This window comes from Bacteroidota bacterium, assembly GCA_035506275.1.
GTDB lineage: Bacteria > Bacteroidota > Ignavibacteria > UBA10030 > UBA8401 > JAGVPT01.
This window is the reverse complement of sequence record DATJPT010000007.1, coordinates 104096-124206: the sequence shown is the minus strand read 5'-3', so window position 1 is coordinate 124206 and position 20111 is coordinate 104096. Positions and strand designations below refer to the sequence as shown.

The following is a 20111-nucleotide window of genomic DNA, read 5'->3' as shown; positions in this document are numbered from 1 at the left end:
GGGTTCCAATTTCGGTGCAAAAATTCCATATGATGATGTTCGAAAAACTTGTTCGCACCGAAATTGGCGGGGGTGCGGCTGGGATTGAATCCGCGCGTTACGATTTTCCCCGAAGGGATCCTTCGGACGAGAGATTTCTTTTGATCCTTTCTTTCTCGGAAAGAAAGGATCCCTATCAAACCAAATTGAGACACTACCCAGGACTCCATTACCTTGACTTTGAGAATTAAAATCAAGAACTTTTCCCAGTTACTCTGACGCTTTTCCCCATCTGACAACGGCTCGCCGCTAAGGAGGCATTCATGGCAACAGAAACTCAGCAACGTACCGGTTTACAGTGGAAGTGGATCGGTATCGGCACGATTGTCGGCGTTGTGCTGACGACGTTGTTGTTCCAGATCATGTCCGACACCTTTAACTCGTTCTACATCCCGCTCTTTATCGGACTGCTCTCGTACGTCATCATGGGAATCATCATCGGTTACAAATCTCCGGGATATACCGTCAAGGAGCCGGCGATCGGCGGGGTCTTCGCAATGGTCATCACGATCGCGATCCTCCATTATGTGTTCGACTACAATCCCCCAGAAGGACAGATGATCGCCGCGCCGTTCATCGCCTTCATTCTTGCCCTCCTCGGCGGCTGGGTCGGGGAAGAGCTGCAGGGTTCTCTGCAGCGGACCGAGGAAGAAAAGAAAATAGCCGGACTTGAATGGGCATGGGTGATCACCGGAACGGTGGTCGGGTTTATTCTCAACAATATTTTCGTCTATGGACTTTTTGCGCTGCTGCGGTTCGGCGTAGCGGGAATTCTGATCTCTCTGGGGGCAAGCTTTATCATCGCCGGCGTCATCGTTGGCTATAAGTCTCCGGGCGTGACCATCAAAGAGGCGGCCTTGGCGGGTGTTCTCGGCGTGATCCTGAACTTTCTCTTCATTTATTTCGGCTTCGGCGCTATGCTCGATCTCCAATATCTCGTGATCGGTTTGATCGGGGGATTTATTCTGTCGTTCGTCGGCGGATGGCTCGGTGAGGAGATGCAGAAGAGAAAAGAAGCGAAGATGAAGAAGTAAGCTCTGAAGTGTTTCTTCAAACAAGAAGGGCTCATGAATTTCATGAGCCCTTTCTTTTTTTACCGGCTGGGGGGTTTCGGCAAATTCTTGGCCAGGGCGTTCATGATCCCGCCCGATCTCTTTTTTTCCGAAACTTTCTGCAACGGATCGTTGCCGTGCTGCTTGTTCACGAAGACTTGCTGACCTATCGCAAGCAAGTTGAAGACGAAGTAGTAGAGGTTCAGCCCCGACGGAAGGTTGTTGAAGAGGAGCGTCATCAGGACCGGCATCATCCAGACCATCGCTTTCTGCCGCGGGTCGTTCACCGTCATCTTCTGCTGGATGAACATCGTTATTCCCATCATCAGCGCGAGCCCGCTGATATTGTGGAGCCCGACAAACGGCAGCGTGAACGGAAGCTCGAGGATCACGTCCGGCACGGAAAGATCCTTGATCCACCAGACAAAATTCGCCTGGCGAAGTTGGATCGAATTCGAGAAAAGTGCATAGAGCGCATACAGGATCGGGAGCTGGAGCAGCATCGGCAGACATCCGCCGGCGGGGTTCACGCCGTAATCCTTGTACAGCTTCATGATCTGCATGTTCATCTGATTCGGATCGTCCTTGTACTTCGTCCGGATCTCCTCCATCATCGGCTGCAGCGCCTGCATTTTCTTCATCGACTTCATGCTGCTTCGCGTGAGCGGATGAAGGGCGACCTTGACGATGATCGAGAAAACGATGATGATGATGCCGTAGTTTGAAATGAACAGCCGCAGGAAATTGAAGAGCGGGATGAACAAGTAGACCGTGATCGGCCGTATCCATGACCATCCGAGGCTCATGATGTGGTCGAGCTCGTGTCCTAATCCCTTAATGATGCCGTAGTCAAGCGGTCCGATGAAGAGTGTAACGTGCGACGACTCCTCCTCCAAATTCTTGAAAGGAAGCTTCAGTCCGATGGAATAATGCTCGATGATGCCGTGGTCCGGCGCCGCTTCGCACCGTCCTTCGAGGTATGCGCCGTCCGCCTTCTTGTCGTCGGAGATCATCACCACGGCAAAATATTTGTTCCGCGTGGCGACCCATTCTGTTGAGCCGCTCGTGTTCGAGATCGGATTTTCCCCCGGCTTTGTCGCGTCGACGTTCGCTACTTCCCCCCCAGCGAATGAAAACGCCTGCGCCTGGCGGGATTCGTCGATGCTGTTGTGCTCGACATACCTGATTCCGCTTTCCCAGATCACCTGGTATTCATAGTTGGCGATGATCTCCTGCATGCCGTGCAGCTTCACGCCGACGTCCAATCCGTAGGAATCATTCTTGAAGCGAATCGTCTTCACGATGCTGCCTGGACCGGCGTGAAGGGTAAAGTCGATGGAGTACTCGTCCGTTCCTGTCAGACGAACGTTTCCCGCCGGCGGAAGAGCAGCGTCAAAAAATAAACCCCTCGTGTTGATCAGCTTCCCCTCGGTCGAGGTGAAGAGGAGGCTGAAGTCCCCGGTCGAAACGTTCGAGACAAGTTGCACCGGGTGCTGGTCCCATGTCTTGTAGTTCTTCAGCTCGAAACTTCTGATGACGGCGCCCCGCGTTGAAAGAACGGCGGTGTAGAGATCCGTTTCGACGGTGAGGAATTGCTCGCTGCCGGATGCGGCGGGAGAAAAATATTTTCCGAGCGTGTCCTTGGCGGAGAGTTCGGGAGCTTCCACCTGCGTCTCGACGCGCTTCTTTTCCACCTCAACTTTTGGAGTCAGGGAGGAGTCTTTCTTCGCTTCCTCAACCTGTTTTCCGGCTTGAAGCTGCTGCTGCGAGGGACGCGGCGAACTCCACCACATCCACGTCATCAGAACGATGGCGATGAGAATAAATCCGAGGGTTGACTGTCTATCCATTTACATCAAACTCCAATTCAGGGTGAACGAGTGTCTTTTTACCTCACCGGATCGTATCCGCCTTCGTGCCACGGATGGCATTTGCCGATCCTCACGATCGTAAGCCACAATCCTTTCCACGGACCATGCTTTTGAAAAGCATCGATCGCATAGTGCGAGCACGAGGGATAGAACCTGCATGTGTTTGGGGGAAGAAGGGGAGATACAAGCATCTGATAGATGCGGACCGCGCCGACAAAAATCCGCGTCATGAATTCCTCGCGATCATCGAAATAATTTTTGCTGTCATTTCCCTCAGCTCGCCTTCAATCTGAGCGTACTGAACCCGCCGGATGTCGGCGCCCTTTTTTTGCTTATAGAGAAAGACGATCGAGAGCTGTGAATCTGTTTTTTGCGCCGTTTCATTCAGCCCTATCTTGTTCATCCGGAATGCTTCCCGCATCAATCGTTTGAGCTTGTTCCGGTCGACCGCCAGCGGAACGTCCCTGCGCGGAACGGCGAATCCTGCGAGGACGGCAGGCATGTTCGTTTCTCTCTTCTTTTTCCGAACGTAGCAGTGGAGCGTCGAGCCGTGGATGGACTCTCCATTTTTCAGAACATCGGAGAAAACGGAATAACCACGAAGGATTTCTGATTTGCGAAGTGTATGCTGCACACAGTCAACCTTTGCCGCTAGTCCTCGGGGGAGCGAAACGAATCAAGGCTATTGTTCGTCGCTGACGGTAAGCTTATGCCGGCCCTTTGCCCTGCGGCGCGCAAGGACCTTTCTGCCGTTTTTCGTCGACATGCGCTCGCGGAAGCCGTGTGTATTTTTGCGTTTGCGTCTGTGAGGCTGGTATGTGCGTTTCATCAATGATCTCCAAATACTTTCCAAACAAAAAAGGGTTGCCTTGTTTTTAAGACAATCCTTTTTGTACAACTTTCGCGTTGAACATACTAAAGTAGGAAAAACACGCCTGATAAACAAGCACTAATTGAAACGAAAAAATTTGCTTGACAAGGGCAATCATTGTATTGTATAATTCATACCCTTGCAGAATGAAAAGTTGCTGTGAATAATGTGTTGATAACTTTTCGAGAAGATATAACTCAGCATCTGCTTGTTTTTATTGCTGCAAATTGACCGCTTCGGGGTTGTTGATAAGTAGTACACAAGTCAATTGGATCATTCAAATTCAATACGTTATAAGCCATTTGCTCATGTGTATAATTTTCTAACTTCTGTAACTTTTTATTTATGAGTTATTCGTACTGTTGATAACGTTGTGAATAACTTCTTTTCTGTTGTTGATAATTTCTTCAGAAGACGAGTTTCATATGGAAAATCAAGTTGAATTGGCTGAGTCCTCGGTTGCAAAGCACGATGCAGCAAGCGTTTGGTCGTCGTGTCTTGCTTCCATTCAGACCCAGGTTCCAAATCAGAGTTTCAAAACGTGGTTCGAGCCGGTGAAGGCAACAAAGCTCGAGAATGGGGAGTTGACGGTCCAGGTTCCAAGCCAGTTTTTTTATGAATGGCTGGAAGAGCATTACTATACGCTCATCAAAAACACCATTTCGACATTTCTCGGACAGGACGCTAAACTCACCTACCTCGTTGTTCCTCCCGACGATCCGGGACGCACGCCGGAACTCCATACTGCGGATGACATTCGTATTGAAAATGCTCCGCCGCCCATGCTGCAATCCGGCCCGTCGTTCCTCTCGACCGAACGCGAGGAGGTTCTTCCCCCTGTCAAAACATTTTTGAACCCCCGGTACACCTTCAACAATTTTATCAAGGGGGACAGCAACCAGCTTGCACGCGCCGCTGCGTCCGCGGTCTCGAATAATCCTGGAGGAACTTCGTTCAACCCGCTTGTGCTCTACGGCGGAACCGGGCTCGGCAAAACGCATCTGATCCAGGCGATCGGCAACTACGCGTTTGAAACGGGCAAAGCGCGCCGCGTTTGCTACGTTTCCAGCGAAAAGTTCACGATCGAGTTCGTCGACGCCATCCAGTCGGATAAGACGCGGGAGTTCTCGTCGTACTACCGGAGCATGGATCTGCTCATCGTCGACGACATTCAATTTTTTTCCGGGAAAGAAAAAACACAGGACAGTTTCTTCCACACGTTCAACACGCTCCACCAAATGGGCAAGCAGATCGTCCTCTCGTCCGACAAGCCGCCGAAGGACCTGAAGGGGCTCGACGAACGATTGATCTCCCGGTTCCAGTGGGGGTTGACTGCCGACATCCAGCCGCCGGACCTCGAGACCAGAACGGCAATCTTGCGGAAGAAATGCGAGGACGACAATATTGAGATTCCCGCCGAAGTCCTAGACTTCATCGCGACGAACGTGACCTCCAATATCCGGGAACTCGAAGGTTGCTACATCAGCCTGCTTGCTAAATCGTCCCTTGAAAACCGCGAGATCAACCTCGAGCTCGCGAGAGATGTGCTGCGGCTTGTCGTCAGCGACGTCCGGTCGCCGATCACCGTCGAGGAAATACAGCGGCTCGTGGCGGAATTCTTCGACATGCCCCCGGATCTTCTTCGCGCAAAGACCCGCAAACAGGAGATCGTCAACGCCAGGCAAATCGCGATGTATCTGGCCAAAGAAATGACCAACTGTTCCCTGAAAACGATCGGACTTCACTTCGGCGGAAGAGACCACAGCACGGTCATCCATGCCTACCAGTCGGTCGAAGACCAGATGAAGCTGGACTCGAAGTACCGCGAGACGCTGCACATTGTGAAGAAGAGGATCGAGACTTCTTCCAGGTAAAAGGATCATCGGCTTGAACCATGAAGGCCTCCGTGACGAGGCCTTTTTTATTCATGTTACCATGTTGAAAATTTGTGTAGTGCGGTTTTTTGATGGTGAATAACTTTCACCCTTTCAGGATTTCCACAGCTAGAGCGCGCATCGTGTAGAGAACTTCTCTTTTGTCCACCGACGATCCACTCCTGCCGTAAGGCATGAAATTCATTTGTTCGCCGCCATGATGAAAAAATTCAATCAGCCGTCCCGTTATGAACATATCAACAACACCTATTATGTTTATTAATGTATTTATATATTAATTAATTATAAGAGAAAGGTTGTTCACTGTTGATATCGTTGATTATGTTCCGCATTTGTTATACTTTTGTGTATACCACGAAACGCGCATTTTAAGTAAAATTTTCAGCAGCCAGAAAATCAATGCAGCAGTATCTTCGGTACGCCCTCGCCAGCCTTTTTCTGGTAATATTGCAGACAACGATCGTCCCGTTCGCTTCGATCGCTAATATCGTTCCGGATATCCTCATTGTGTGGATAGTGTTCATTGCCATCAAACTTGGACAGATTCCGGCGACGGTCACGGGGTTTCTTGTGGGGATAGCGATAGACCTTGTCAGCGGGCACTTTATCGGATTATCGGCATTATCAAAAACCATCGCTGGTTTTTTTGCGGGATATTTTTACAACGAAAATAAGATCGATTATACGATAGGCAATTACCAATTTCTCATCATTGTGGCGCTCGCCTCGATAATTCATAACGTCGTATATTTTGTTATTTTTGTGCAGGGAAGCGACATAGGATTCTGGACCGCTACTTTCCGGTTCGGTCTATTTTCCACTGTTTATACGGTGGCATTTGCCGTGCTGCCGATGTTTGCTTTTTCCCGTAAAATCGCGCAAGGGTCGTCAATTCAGTGATCACCGAAGAGTTCGGTTCAACCCGACGGAAAAATATTCTCCTCACATTTGTCGGCATCGGAATTTTCATCGTTGTCGCCCGATTGTACCAGCTGCAGTACATTTATCGGGATGAATACGGCAAGAAGTCCGAGGAAAACAGCATCCGCACGGTCGTCAAAGTTCCCGTGCGCGGCTATGTTTATGACCGGCAGGGGAAACTCCTCGTCGACAACCGGCCGTCGTATATCGTCATGCTCACCCCGATCGACTTCGACGCGAAAAACATTCCGCTTCTTGCGTCCATCCTCCAAATGGATGAAGATGCCATCAAAGACAAAGTAAAAAAAGCGCGTCTGTATTCTCTCTTCAACCCTGTCCGCATCAAGCGGGACATCGACTTCGCAACGCTTTCCATCCTTGAAGAGAACAAAGGTCTGCTCCCCGGCGTAGAAGTGCAAATTGAGTCGAAGCGATATTACGGAACGCCCGCCCGGGCATCGCACATGCTCGGCTATGCAAAGGAAATTTCGGATCTGCAGCTCGAGAAGCTTGGGGAATATTATCAGCAGGGGGATGTTGTCGGTTCGGCAGGGCTTGAAGCGAAGTATGAAAAATATCTCCGCGGAGAGAAAGGCTTCGAGTTCATCTCGCAAAATTCCAAAGGGCAGGTCATTGGAAATTTCAACAACGGCAAATATGACATTCCCCCGAAGGACGGGCTCGATCTGCATCTTGCCATCGACACCGACGTTCAGGCCCTTGCCGAATCGCTGATGACGGACCACCGGGGAGCGGTGGTTGCGATCGATCCGGACAACGGCGGCGTGCTCGCTCTCGTCAGCAAACCTGATTATGATCTCTCGGACTTCAGCGGCGTGACGCCGCCGGAAGTCTGGAACAAGCTGAACGATGACGAGGACAAGCCGCTGTTCAACCGGGCAACGCTGACGCGGTATCCTCCCGGGTCGACGTTCAAGATGCTGTTGGCAATTGCGGCGCTTGAAAACCACGTTATCGATGAGAACTGGAGGGTGCAATGCCGCGGCGCTTTCGTCTTCGGGAGAAAGGTGTTCAAGGATGAGCATGTCCACGGGTCGACCAACGTCGTCGAAGCGATCCAGAAATCGTGCAACGTATTTTTCTACCAGCTGATGCTGAAGGTCGGACTCGACACATGGAATAAGTACGGCAAAGAGTTCGGCTTCGGTGAGCCGACAAAGATCGACATCCTCGAGGAAAATTCCGGCCTGCTTCCCTCCACGGAGTACTACAACCGTGTGTACGGAAAAGGAAAATGGACACAGGGGTACCTTGTCAGCCTCGGCATCGGCCAGGGGGAACTCGGCGTGACGCCGCTGCAGATGGCGAGCTACGCCTCGATGCTCGGTAACAAGGGGCATTATTTTCAGCCGCATATCGTACAGACGATCTACAACAAGTGGACCAACACGACCGACACCGTTTCGGTGGAACATCGCGACCTTCATGTTGCGGAGCGAACCTGGCAGCTTGTCCGCGAAGGGATGCGCCGCGCGGTGATGGAGCCCGGCGGAACGGGGGGAGCGGCCCGTGTTCCCGGCGTCTCGGTTGCCGGTAAAACGGGAACGGCCGAGAATCCGCACGGGAAGGCGCACTCGTGGTTCATCGGCTTTGCGCCGTTCGACCATCCGAAGATCGCCATTTGCGTCCTGGTGGAGAATGTCGGGTACGGCGGCTCCTTCGCGGCTCCGATAGCGGGGCTTTGCATGGAAAAATATCTTTGCGGCGAAATTATTCCGAAACCGCCGCCGGAAAACAGGCAGGAGACGCCGGCAAAAGAGGAGCGCGCTCGAACAACCGCAGTGCGGCAGGACGAACACCATGCGTTATTGGAACATCGATGAACCCATTCTTTAAGGATTATTTTGACCGCACGACATTCCTCTCGTGCCTTGCGCTGATCGTGATCGGGCTTCTCTCGATTTACAGCGCTACGTTCGACACGAATGCCGCGAGCAGCTTTCACAGGCAGATCATGTGGGCATCGCTCGGTTTTGTGCTGATGGTCGTGGTCATGTTCATTCCGCTGCGGGTCATTCAGCGTTCCGCGCTCGTGGTGTATGCGGTCTCGCTCCTCACGCTCGCCGCAGTGCTGGCGGTCGGCCACCGGGCATACGGCTCGCAGAGCTGGTTCGGTTTCGGCGGGATGGGGGGGCAGCCGTCCGAGTTTGTGAAGATTACTACCATTCTGGCCCTTGCCGCATTTTTCGGCAGGAGCGACACGAGCATGGGAAGCATCAAGGATGTCGCGATCGCCTTCGCCATTCTCCTTCTGCCGATCTCCCTCATCATGATGCAGCCGGACCTGGGAACCTCGCTGACGTTCATCGCGATGTTCATCCCGATGCTGTATTGGGCCGGTGCGTCGAATTTCCTGATCATCGCGATCATCGCGCCGGGAGTGGTTGCGCTGTCGGCGATCATCGGGACCACGACGTTTCTTGTTGTGCTCACGGCGGTCGGCGCCTTGCTCTATTTTTTCCGCGAGGATAGATTCTTCAGCGCTCTCATGTTCGGTATCAACGCCATGGTCGGAATTTTCGTCCAGGTTGTGTATGAAAAACTTCCGCTCTACCAGCAAAAAAGAATTGCGACATTCCTCGACCCGAACAACGACCCGCTGGGGGCCGGCTACAACGTCATCCAGGCAAAGGTCGCGATCGGCTCGGGGGGATTTTGGGGGAAGGGGTACCTGCAGGGGACGCAGACGCAGCTGAATTTTATTCCAAAGCAGTGGACCGACTTTATCTTTTGCGTTCCCGGCGAGGAATTCGGGTTCCTCGGCGCCGTCATCGTCGTCGCGCTCTTCGCCGTCATTCTTGTGCACGGCCTCAGGGTTGGCTACATGGTGAAGAACAGGTTCGGCAGCACCATTGCGATCGGGATCACCTCCTTGTTCGCCGTTCATGTATTTGTCAACATCGGCATGTCGATCGGGCTAATGCCGGTCATCGGCATTCCCCTCCCGTTCCTGAGTTACGGCGGTTCGTCATTGTGTTCGTACATGATCATGATGGGCCTGCTGATGAATGTATACGCCAACAGGAAAGAATACTGACGCGGATTCGGATTTGAACCTCTCGCAGCATCACGCTTTCCCGGGCCCCCCTACGAGCGCGCCTTCCCGTCCCATAGCACGCCGCTTTTTCGAAGGGCAGTTCTTGCGGAAGGCAGCCTCTCTCCTTTTCATCCCTCTTTTTTTTCACCATGCCGGATCACAAACGCTTCCGATGCACAAGAGACTGTCGCAGTTCGTTCACGACCACTGGCAGGTGAAAGAAGGACTGCCGCAGAACTCCGTTAACGCGATCCTCCAAAGCCGCGACGGTTATCTCTGGCTGGGGACATACGAGGGGCTCGCTCGATTCGACGGCAAAAAATTCACGGTCTTTGACAGGGGGAACACCGGAGCCTTTTCAAGCAACAGGATTGCCGCACTCTGTGAAGATCCGCAGGGCCGCCTTTGGATTGCCACGTACGGCGGCGGCGTTGTTTTCTATGACGGGTATGCTTTTCATCCGTTGACGAATGAAGGAATCGGAAAGTACGTCAACATGGGATGCATGACAATTGACCGAGCCGGGAGAGTTTGGATGGTCACCGAAAAAGGGGTTGTTTCTCTCCGCGACACCCTGATCGATGCGATATACCCAAGCTCGGATTTTGGCGGACACAGTCCGCAATATATTGCCGCCGACCGTCAAGGGACGATCTGGCTCGGCTGGGTGGGAGAGATCTATGCGATCAAACAAGGGAGGGTGAGACGATTGCCGCCAAGGCCGTTTGCCGGAATGTCGGCGGCCTTTGCTCCGAGCAGGGGCGGAGGGATCTGGCTTATCGCAGCGATCAACCGGCACAACGTGTACTTGACCAAATACGAGAGAGGCTATTCGTTCAAAGAACGAATACCCGATTCAGTCGAGGCGTTGTTTCCGGTCCCCCTTTTTGAAGATTCACACGGGTCGTTGTGGTTTTCGGGGACTGGATCCCTGGTGAAATACGACAATGGCCGGTGGGACAGTTACGGCAAGAAGCAAAATTCTCCAATCGAGCAAATTATCACGGTCGGCGAGGACGCCGACGGGGATATCTGGGTTGGCACGAATGGAAACGGCTTGCATCGGTTTCGCAACGGCCGGTTCACAACCATAGGGCCGCCGGAAGGTCTCCCCGGGGAGAATGTCTGGTCAGTCTTCGAGGATTCCCGTAAAAGAAAATGGGTCGGGTTTCTCGGCGGTGTCTCCTGCACCGTCGATCAGCAAGGAACAATATCTTCTCCGATCAGCGGCAATAATTTCTTTAGTTTTGTTGAAGACAGGAACAACGATGTATGGCTCGGGGGTTTTGCGGTCGAGGACCCCAGCGGACACCGCAGGCTTCTCCGTCAACCTTTTTGGTCCAACACGATGACGATGGATTCGTCTGGAAGAATTTGGCTTGCCGTGAACGACGGAGGGATACGCATCGCCGAAAACGAAAAGATCGTTGATTCGATTTCACTCGGAACGGCGCTTGCCGATAATACGATCCGGGTGATGAGAACGGACCAGGATGGGGCCATGTGGATCGGAACCCAGGCGGGCTTGTTTCGCTTTCATTCCGGGACGCTGACCAATTATACCGTTGCCGACGGCCTGCCGAACAATTGGGTGCGCTCGCTCTATCAGGATTCAAGCGGCGCGCTATGGATAGCAACGGACGGCGGACTTGCGTGCATGAAGGGGGGACGCATCTCTTCGTACACGGAAAAGGACGGACTTCATAGCAATACGATTCATGTTATTCTGGAGGATGACAGCTGTAAATTGTGGATGAGCAGCAATACCGGCGTGTTTGTCGTTCGGAAGAGCGACCTGCAATTGTTCGATGAACACCGCATCAGCCGGATCCCGTGCGTTGTGTATGGCGAGGAAGACGGGATGCGCAGCGCGGAGGGAAACGGAAGCTTTCAGCACGGCGGATGGAAGATGGACGACGGGACGATGTGGTTTGCGACGATCAGGGGTGTTGCCATTGTCGACCCGAACAACCTGATGACCAATTTAGCGCCGCCCCCCGTGGTCCTCGAAAATATCACCGTTGACGGAACGGCGATATCGCCGGCCGGAGCGCTCGAGCTTCAGCGTCCAGCTATCGATATTTCTTTTACGTACGCGGCGCTGAGCTACCGGATCCCGTCCCGCGTTCGCTACAAGTATAAGCTTGAAGGTACGTACGCGGGATGGATCGACGCCGCCGGGGAGCAAAGCGTAACGTTTTCCAATCTTTCTCCGGGCCGATATGTTTTTCATGTGATTGCCTCCAACGACGATGGCGTGTGGAACATGACCGGGGCATCCGTGTCGTTCATGCTCCCCCCGTATTTCTGGCAAACGTGGTGGTTTTTCGGCGCGGTGGGGATTTCACTCCTTGCTTCGTTTGCCGGAATCGTACGGTACTATGGTTTGAGGAAGGCCAGGCGCCGGATCGAGATGCTCGAGCGTCAACATATTCTCGATCGCGAGCGGGCGCGCATCTCGCAGGACATGCACGATGAAGTCGGGTCGACGCTGACGAGGATCGCGATTCTCGGAGAACTGGCGCAGCGCAGTCTGGACCGCCGCGACGAGACCGCGGCACAGCTTGAGAAAATTTCCGAGATGTCGCGCAATGTTATTGACAACCTTGGCGAAATTGTGTGGGCGTTGAACCCCAAGAACGATACGCTGGATAATTTGCTCGCCTACACGCGTCAGTATGTCGCCGAATATATTGAGGTTGCTCCCGTTCACTGCGTCTTGGAGTTTCCCGACGGCGTGCCCCCGCTCCCCTTGTCGGCCGAAACACGGCGCAACATTTTTCTGACCGTGAAAGAAGCCGTTCATAATATCGTGAAACATGCCGGGGCGACCGAAGTACGCGTAGGCTGCCTTCTTCAGGAAGGACGGTTGAGCATTTCCATTCGAGACAACGGCAAAGGGTTTGTTCCGGACGAACGTGCTCAAGCGGGGAACGGGCTCCTGAGCATGAGGAAGCGTATCGAGGGCGTCGGCGGCGTTTTTACCGTCAGTTCTGCGCCCGCGTCGGGAACGACGATCGTTCTTGATGTCAAGCTCCCCCCGCGATGAATTACTACTTTTGTGTGATTGTAACATCGGCATTAATAGAGTACGTTTTTCCATGATCAGTGTTGCGATAGTCGACGACGATAAAGAAGTTCGCGACGGCATCGCCGTTTTGATTAACGGAACGGAGGGGTACCGTTGCGTCGGAGCGTTTGCCAACGCCGAGGAGGCACTCGAACGAATTCCGGGATCCCCGATCGATGTTGTGTTGATGGACATCAATATGCCGCAGATATCCGGCATCGAGTGCGTCACAAAGCTGAAGCTGCGCGAGCCGCGGCTCCAGATCATGATGCTCACGTCATTCGAGGATGATGAGAAGATCTTCCAATCTCTCGTCGCCGGCGCAAGCGGCTACCTTCTCAAAAAAACACCCCCCGCCAAGCTGTTGGAAGCCATAGAAGAGGTGCATCACGGCGGTTCGCCGATGTCCAACCAGATCGCGCGCAAGGTCGTCGAGACGTTTCAACGGAGCGGTCCGCCGGCGGGCGAAACCGTCGGGCTGACAGCCCGCGAGCAGGAAATACTCTCCCATCTTGCCAAAGGATACCGCTACAAAGAGATCGCCGATACGCTGTTCATCAGCGTTGAAACGGTCCGCACTCATCTCCGCAACATTTACGATAAGCTCCACGTCCGCTCCCGCACAGAAGCCGTGCTGAAATACCTCAATAAACAGTGAGCAGTTATCAGGAAACAGCTATCAGCATCCAAAAATTAACTTTCGTTTTTACTGCTTACTGATAACTGCTCATTGAACAAGATTACTACCTTTGTGCGATTGTATGTCGGATGCCAAGAAGATATTTTTGGCTCCACGTAGGTCTGCATTTACCCAATCGTACAAACTAAGGAGAACAGTTCTATGAAAAGAGTGCGATCTCTTTCGGCGGCAGCTCTTATGAAAGCGCTTCTGTTGTTGACAGCAACAGTTGCCGGAATCGTTGTTGCCGGAGACACAAAAGGGGCGGCGTGGACGACGAGCTTCGGGAAAACGATCAACGCGATACGGTTCCTTGACGACAGCACACACATCCTTCTCGCCAGCGGCGAATCGATCGGATTGTTTGATGCCGTTTCCGGGAAAAAGGTCTGGACGATGGAGGTCAAAGGGCTTGCCAAGAAAGGGATCAAATACGTTCTCCATGGGAGCAAATTCCTTGTCAGTACGTCGAAAACGGTTCAATGCTATGATGCGATGACAGGGGCCAAATTATGGGAAACAGAGGTGCCGGGCGTCGATCAGGAGGATTACAAAAGCGCCGATAAAGGGTCGGCCAGCGTTATCATGATCCGCTACGAGGACCAGCGCGTGCTGTTCGATATGAACACCGGCAAAATTTTGCTGAACGTCACGATCAACGCCGACCTGAAATCGAAAGGCGGGTACGTGCTGTTCGACCTGCAGAAGCAGGGAAAAGAGATCGTCATGCTCAAGGGGGACAAACTCGGTCTCTTCGATATCAACACCGGCGCGCAGCTTTTCACCGGAGAAAAGTACGAGGCGAACAGCGATCTGGTGAAAAAGAAATTCGCGTGGTCGCACAAATCCGACGACGAGAGCGCGATCCTGTTTGTTCTCGACGAAGAGGTTGCGGTGGTCGATGCCGTCCACAACAAGGAACTGGTGCGCCGCAAAGTTGCCCTCGACGCATCGCACGAAGTCCTCGTGCCGACAACGCAGGGATGCGCCGTGTTCACCAAAGACTCGCTCATTCATTTCAATTTCCAGAACGGTTCGACCGCAGGCATCCCGCTTTCATACGCCGACATTCGGTCGATGCAGGCGTATCTTGTGGACGGAAAGGATATTCTTCTCATCAGCCTCAAGAACAAAATGGTCGCCCTCGACCCAGTCGGCGGAAAAACCGTCTGGCAGTCGAAGGACGGCGACCCGAACTTCGAAGGTTTCGCTCACCGGTTTATTGAGCAGGACGGCAGCCGGGCCATTATCACGTATAACCGTCCCCGCGACAGCGGCAGTGAGCAGGGTACATATCTTTATCTGATGGGATTGAATCTCCTTACCGGCAATGTCGACTACCGGACGCCCGTTGCGCTCGGAAAAAAAGTGGTTTCGCACGAGACCAGTTTTCTCGGGTCGCTCGGAAGGGTCTACCTTGCCGCGGCTACGATGGGACTTTCGGAAGCCATGCGGGGGGCGGATTTCGGCTACTCCGATATCGGCTTCGATTATGATGTGACCCAGATGGACAACAAACTTGTCATCGGCATTGTCACTTCGTCGGAAATGCTCAATCCCGAGACCCGCAGCGGAAGCGGCGAAGGATTTTGCGCCGTTGACATGAAGACCGGTGCGTACGTTTACAGAAATTACTTTCCCGTTCTTGACGGTGATGAAAAGAAAACCAGCTCGGCCATTGTGCAGGGGAACATCGTTTATTTCACCGGAAAGGACCGGCTGATCGCATTCGATTTTTCCGCCGGCAAGAAGTTATGGACGCTGGAAAAGGAGCTCGACGGGGTCCAGATCGCCGACCTTGCTGTGATCGACGGGTTGCTGTACGCCAAATTCGGGAAGAAAGAATACTCGGTCGTTTTTTTACGCGGCGACCACAGTTATGAGGCGTACAGAACCAACACCGTGCGGGACGATAAGATCGACTTCAAAAAAGAAACCAACGACACTCCGTACGGATTTATGGCCGTCGACCCGGCGGCGGGCAAAGTTCTTTGGAAAGTGGAAACGGATGAGGACCCGTCCCTTGCGCAGGGGAGCTTCGGTTTGAGCGCGGCGCGGAATTCATTCACCTTCCACTCGATCGCTCTCGGTTTCAGCGGCTATGCGGACCGCGACCGGGCTCTTGTCGCAAAACCCTTCGACTTCGAAAAGAGCTATAATGCCGCGCAGAAAGTATTGTATTTCAGCGACCTTGAAAAGATCTATGCCCTCAAACTCGGACGGGACGGCGGGAAATTCGCCTGGGAATCGAGCCTGAAGAAAAACGACGTCGGCACGATCGACTTTGAGAAGGCATTTGCCTACAGCAGGAAAAAGAACCTCACCCAGCCCCTCCGCGTCGAAACCGCGAACGGACAAATTGTGGCATACGGACCGGATGGTATTGCGGCGTTCGATCCCTCGACCGGCAGCGCGAAATGGAAACACGACTGGAGCTACGATTGGCAGAAGATAAAATTCACCCCTGAATTGTTCGGGAACAAGCTGATGTACTGCGTCGACCGAAAACTGACGCGCATCGACCTGGCAACCGGAGCGGTCGAATTTCAGGTCGGCGTCGATAAGGAGACACACCTGTTTCCTATGCCGGATGACAGCTATCTCATTGCCCTTACCGATAAGGAAGCCGCGGCATACCCGCTGAAGCAGAATTAAACAAGGATGTGAAAGCCCAAAGAAAAGAGGAATGCGAACAACACATTCCTCTTTTTCATTTTTTGCTTTTGAATTTTTAGAATTATTCTCCCCGTTCCAGTATCTTCGTCGCGACGAATGAGCCGGCTTTGAGCGTATAAAGATACCTCCCCTTCGCGAGCGCTGTTCCTTCCAGCGAGACAATATATGTCCCCGCGTCCTCCGTCTCCTGCACGATGAGGATTTCTTTGTTCGTCGAAGAATCTCTTACGCTTAGCTGGACCGGCGTTCGGTCTGCAATTTCGTAAGAGATATACGTTCGATCGGTAAACGGATTAGGATAGTTTTGGCCCAGCGAGTATTCTGCCGACGACAGCACATCGTTCTTTCGTGTCTGATACGCAAGAAAATTTCCTCCGCTCTCGTTGTTCCCTTTGTCGAGGGCAGTCACGGTATAATAATAGCTGGTATTGCCCGGCGTCTCATCAATATACTGTGTTGTCGCCGACGGAAGCACCGCGACAATGTTCCGTGGGTTCCGGATGTCGACAGATTCCTCGGTGGAACGGTACACGACGTAATGCGAAGCGCCGTCGCCGTCCACGGCGATCGCCGGCTCTTTCCATTTGACGATGGTGGAATGGCCGGAGCCCTGCACAACGGCGATATCCGTCGGCGGAAGCGGGGGGATCGAATCCTTCCACGGCATCGGCGGGATGAGTGCCGGGTATTTGTATGTGATCGCAATGCCGGGAAGGTCCAGGATGTTCTCGTAGCGGAAGAACGACTGTCCCTGGCATTCAAGCGTTCGCGTCAGAAATATTTGTTCGGTGACTTCCTTCTGAACGTTATCACGGTACACGCCGAGCCCCGCATAGACATACCGGCCGAAATTATTCCTGCTCCAATCGATACAGAGTGCCCGAAAGTCCGGGTCGTACGGATTCACCTGCTCTCCGAAATCCCAGTAGATCTGGGGCGCCACATAATCCTGAATTTTTTCCTGCAGCCACGACCGTGAATCCTGATACAGCTCCTCGTATGCGGAGAATCCCGATTGCGCCCCCGGGATCGGCCTGTAGATACCGAGCGGCGCCGACCCGACCTTCATCATCGGTTTCTCACCGATGATCTGCCGATACATCTCCCGGACGAATTGCGTGATGTTGTTCCGGCGCCATTGGTCCCGTTCCACGCCGTCGCTGTACAGGCGGAAGGAGTTCCAGTCCTCGAATTTTTGTCCCGGATAGCGGATATAATCGAAGTGAATTCCGTCGAGGTCGTACAGCCGGACCAGTTCCATGACGAGGTTCTCGGTGTATTCCCGGACTTCGGGTCTTCCCATGTCGACCCACCATTCTCCGTCGTACTGCTGGACCCATTCGGGATGGCTGCGCACAATGTGGCGCGGCGAGCTGAGCGGCGGCTGGCCGCTGTTATAGACCTTCGCAACGTTGAACCATGCATGAAGCTCCATCCCCCGCTTGTGCGCCTCCCCTATGGCGAACTCAAGAGGATCCCACCCTGGATCCTGGCCGAGGGTGCCTGTCAATTCCGCGGCCCACGGTTCGAACCGTGACCTGTAAAATGTGTTCCCGCGCGGACGCACCTGAAAAAAGACCGTGTTGAAATGCTTCTTCTGGAGAGTTTCAAAAATTCCCGCGAGAGACCTTTTCTGAGCGGCAACGTCGTACGTCTTCGGCCAATCGGCGCCGCCGGCGGTTGTCAACCATACCGCGCGCACTTCCCATTTCGGCGCGATGAGGTCCTGCTGCCCTTCCGAGGGAACCGGAAGGAAAAATTCAATGACAGCAAGAATAAAAAGAAGGAAACTGAATCTAAGCATGTCTTTGCACTTCGAAAATTTCTATTGGCCGTTCTTTTCCCTTTACCATTATCGACTCGAGCTTTACGAGTCTGATCGAACCATTGCCGCCGATGTAACCGGCGGAATTTCCCGACAGCAGAATCTGTCCGCGCTTTGCGGCGCTGCAGAGGCGCGCCCCGAGGTTCACCGAATCGCCGATGACGGTGAAATCCATACGTTCTTCGCTTCCCATCGCCCCCATCACCATCTCGCCGGTATTGATGCCGATCCCGATGCCGACGTCTTCCCCCGCTGTCGCCGAAACGTCGTTCATCGTTTGCTGGACCTCGACCGCGCATTCAACAGCCCGTGTCACCATATCATCCCCTAAAAATACCGCGACGAGTTCGTCGCCGACAAATTTATCGATATCCCCGCCGTATTTTTTCACGATCGCGGTCTGGCGGCTGAGGATGGAATTGAGCATCGCGACGACCCTCTCCGGCTCGACCTTCTCCGAGAACGATGTAAAGCCGCGGACGTCTGAGAAGAAAACGGTGGCGGTCTTTCGTTCGCCGCCGAGTTTTATCCCCATTGCATCGGCCTGCCGCACCGCATCGACGGTCTGCTGGGAGACAAATTTTTGAAGATGGAACCGTTCGCGCAATCCGACGATCATTTCGTTGATGCGCTGGGCCAGGTCGCCGATCTCGTCCTTTGATGTCACGACAGCCGCCGCGGAAAAATCCCCCCGGCCGACCCGCTGCGCCACCTCGCCGATGTTTCCGATCGGGTGAACGACAACGCGCTTCATGAAGACGCGGAGAATGAGCCACACGAGCAGCACGGTTAAAGCGCCGGTGATCAGCGAATAAATTTTGTTCTTGTTGACGGCGGCGTTGACGTCGGCCATCGAGGCGGCAACCTCCACCACGCCCCGCACGGCATGGTCGGTGCCGTGGCACCCCTGGCAGCGTTTGTCGTTGATGAGAGGGGAAACGCGCACCAGATATTCCTGGCCGTCGATGACCTGCTTCGTCTCGATGACCTGTTTGGTGAGAAGAGCCTGCTGCGCAAGTTTTTGTCCGAGCGCCTGGGCAGGCTGGTTGACGAAACGTTCGTTTCCGTCCCTGTCGAAGACACGGACGTCATGCACCGCCGGGATCATCCGGACCTCGTTGATGAATGAGCGGACGTAGCTTCCTTTCCCCACGAGCATGATGCTTCTGAACCCGGCTCCGACCGATGCCTGGAGCATCATCGTCAGTTGCTTCTTGAGCGAGTCGGGGTTGCGGTCGAGGCTGCGCATCCTCAGCGTCACCGCCATGACGCCGCGCCACGGATTTTTCGGGTCGTGGCACACCTGGCATCGCTCCTCGTTGCGCAGCGGGATCAAGCGGGTGAGAAGTCCGTTGCGGTCGTCGGGAATTTCAATAGGCGTGGTCTTCGCGATGGCACGGAGAACGTCGCTCGGCGCGCGGACATTTTTTTCTAGGCCGAAATGGAGGTCGCCGAATCTGTCGTAAACCTGAATCCGTTCAATGAACGGGAGCGCAGAAGTACGGTTGATGAGCGTATCCATGAGCGGACCTTCGCCGGAGACCATGATGTTGCGGAAGCCGGCAGCGAGGGTGTTGCAGACGATTTCACTGATTTCCGATTGAGCTTTGGAAAGTTCGACGTGTGAGCTCTGTGTTTGAAAGGATATCAGGTCGGGCTGCAGCGAAACCCAGGTAACGCCCCTCACCGTGTGGTTCGTCCCGTGGCAGGGCTGGCACTCTTTGTCGTTGATGAGGGGCTCGAGGCGGGTAAATGTCTCTTCTCCGGCGTCGCAGGGAAGCATCGCTTCGACCTCCCGCTGCGATTCGATGACGCGGCGGACGTTCGGGTCCCCCGTGCTTTTGACGAAGCCCTTTCCTTCTTCCTGAAAAACTTCGTTCCCCTCTCTGTTGTACACGGTGAGCATGCCGGAGGTGAGGCTGTCGCGGGCGTCGTTCACGAACGCGCGGGCGTAGCTCGCCTTCCCCGAGAGCATGACGTTGCGGATTCCTACCATGATCGTCTGCCCGAAGAGCATCGACTTTTGCCGGTTCTGCTCGATGAGCATGCTGGACTGACTGCTGATCGAAACGATAACGTACGTTCCGAAACCGGCGATCAATACAACGATGATCAGCAGGAGTATTTTGACCTCGAGGCGATTCTTCAAAACAA

14 protein-coding genes are annotated in these 20111 nt (G+C 53.7%); 8 read left to right on the top strand and 6 right to left on the bottom strand.

What is annotated here, in order from left to right:
* The first annotated feature begins 302 nt into the window (after nt 1-302).
* Nucleotides 303-1073 (top strand): hypothetical protein, encoded by a 771-nt coding sequence (locus tag VMF88_05410; GenBank protein HTY10490.1) that lies wholly within the window; start codon nt 303-305, stop codon nt 1071-1073.
* A gap of 59 nt (nt 1074-1132) precedes the next feature.
* On the opposite strand, the gene yidC is transcribed toward VMF88_05410, so the two are convergent.
* Genes yidC through rpmH form a run of 4 tightly spaced genes read right to left on the bottom strand, consistent with a single transcriptional unit; the run spans nt 1133 to nt 3791 of the window.
* Nucleotides 1133-2941, bottom strand: coding sequence for a membrane protein insertase YidC (gene yidC / locus VMF88_05405; protein ID HTY10489.1), 1809 nt, complete (start codon nt 2939-2941; stop codon nt 1133-1135).
* 38 nt (nt 2942-2979) lie between these two features.
* The gene (gene yidD, locus VMF88_05400) at nt 2980-3192 is read right to left on the bottom strand and encodes a membrane protein insertion efficiency factor YidD (protein ID HTY10488.1); all 213 of its coding nucleotides are present in this window, start codon (nt 3190-3192) and stop codon (nt 2980-2982) included.
* The gene (rnpA, locus tag VMF88_05395) at nt 3189-3596 is read right to left on the bottom strand and encodes a ribonuclease P protein component (GenBank protein ID HTY10487.1); all 408 of its coding nucleotides are present in this window, start codon (nt 3594-3596) and stop codon (nt 3189-3191) included. The genes yidD and rnpA overlap by 4 nt, the downstream gene beginning before the upstream one ends.
* A 48-nt stretch (nt 3597-3644) precedes the next feature.
* Nucleotides 3645-3791 (bottom strand): 50S ribosomal protein L34, encoded by a 147-nt coding sequence (gene rpmH / locus VMF88_05390; GenBank protein HTY10486.1) that lies wholly within the window; start codon nt 3789-3791, stop codon nt 3645-3647.
* Between the two features lie 467 nt (nt 3792-4258).
* Here rpmH and dnaA point away from each other — a divergent pair, with 467 nt between their 5' ends.
* The 7 genes from dnaA to VMF88_05355 all read left to right on the top strand — a co-directional run bounded on the left by dnaA (nt 4259) and on the right by VMF88_05355 (nt 16111).
* Nucleotides 4259-5707 carry a chromosomal replication initiator protein DnaA gene (dnaA, locus tag VMF88_05385; GenBank protein HTY10485.1) on the top strand — a complete coding sequence of 483 codons (1449 nt, stop codon included), beginning with the start codon at nt 4259-4261 and terminating at the stop codon, nt 5705-5707.
* 420 nt (nt 5708-6127) lie between these two features.
* The gene (mreD, locus tag VMF88_05380) at nt 6128-6628 is read left to right on the top strand and encodes a rod shape-determining protein MreD (protein HTY10484.1); all 501 of its coding nucleotides are present in this window, start codon (nt 6128-6130) and stop codon (nt 6626-6628) included.
* A complete protein-coding gene (gene mrdA, locus VMF88_05375; GenBank protein HTY10483.1) occupies nt 6625-8493 on the top strand; it encodes a penicillin-binding protein 2 in 1869 nt (622 codons plus the stop codon). Before mreD ends, mrdA begins: the two co-directional genes overlap by 4 nt.
* Nucleotides 8490-9707, top strand: coding sequence for a rod shape-determining protein RodA (rodA, locus tag VMF88_05370; GenBank protein ID HTY10482.1), 1218 nt, complete (start codon nt 8490-8492; stop codon nt 9705-9707). Before mrdA ends, rodA begins: the two co-directional genes overlap by 4 nt.
* 172 nt (nt 9708-9879) lie before the next feature.
* Complete coding sequence (locus VMF88_05365; protein ID HTY10481.1) at nt 9880-12756, top strand: two-component regulator propeller domain-containing protein; 2877 nt, start codon at nt 9880-9882, stop codon at nt 12754-12756.
* Nucleotides 12757-12808: 52 nt separating this feature from the next.
* Nucleotides 12809-13435, top strand: coding sequence for a response regulator transcription factor (locus VMF88_05360; protein HTY10480.1), 627 nt, complete (start codon nt 12809-12811; stop codon nt 13433-13435).
* A gap of 183 nt (nt 13436-13618) precedes the next feature.
* Complete coding sequence (locus VMF88_05355; protein ID HTY10479.1) at nt 13619-16111, top strand: PQQ-binding-like beta-propeller repeat protein; 2493 nt, start codon at nt 13619-13621, stop codon at nt 16109-16111.
* A gap of 82 nt (nt 16112-16193) precedes the next feature.
* On the opposite strand, the gene VMF88_05350 is transcribed toward VMF88_05355, so the two are convergent.
* Nucleotides 16194-17936, bottom strand: a complete 1743-nt coding sequence (locus tag VMF88_05350) for a family 10 glycosylhydrolase (GenBank protein HTY10478.1) — start codon at nt 17934-17936, stop codon at nt 16194-16196.
* The gene (locus VMF88_05345; GenBank protein HTY10477.1) at nt 17929-20106 is read right to left on the bottom strand and encodes an adenylate/guanylate cyclase domain-containing protein; all 2178 of its coding nucleotides are present in this window, start codon (nt 20104-20106) and stop codon (nt 17929-17931) included. Before VMF88_05345 ends, VMF88_05350 begins: the two co-directional genes overlap by 8 nt.
* Nucleotides 20107-20111: the final 5 nt, after the last annotated feature.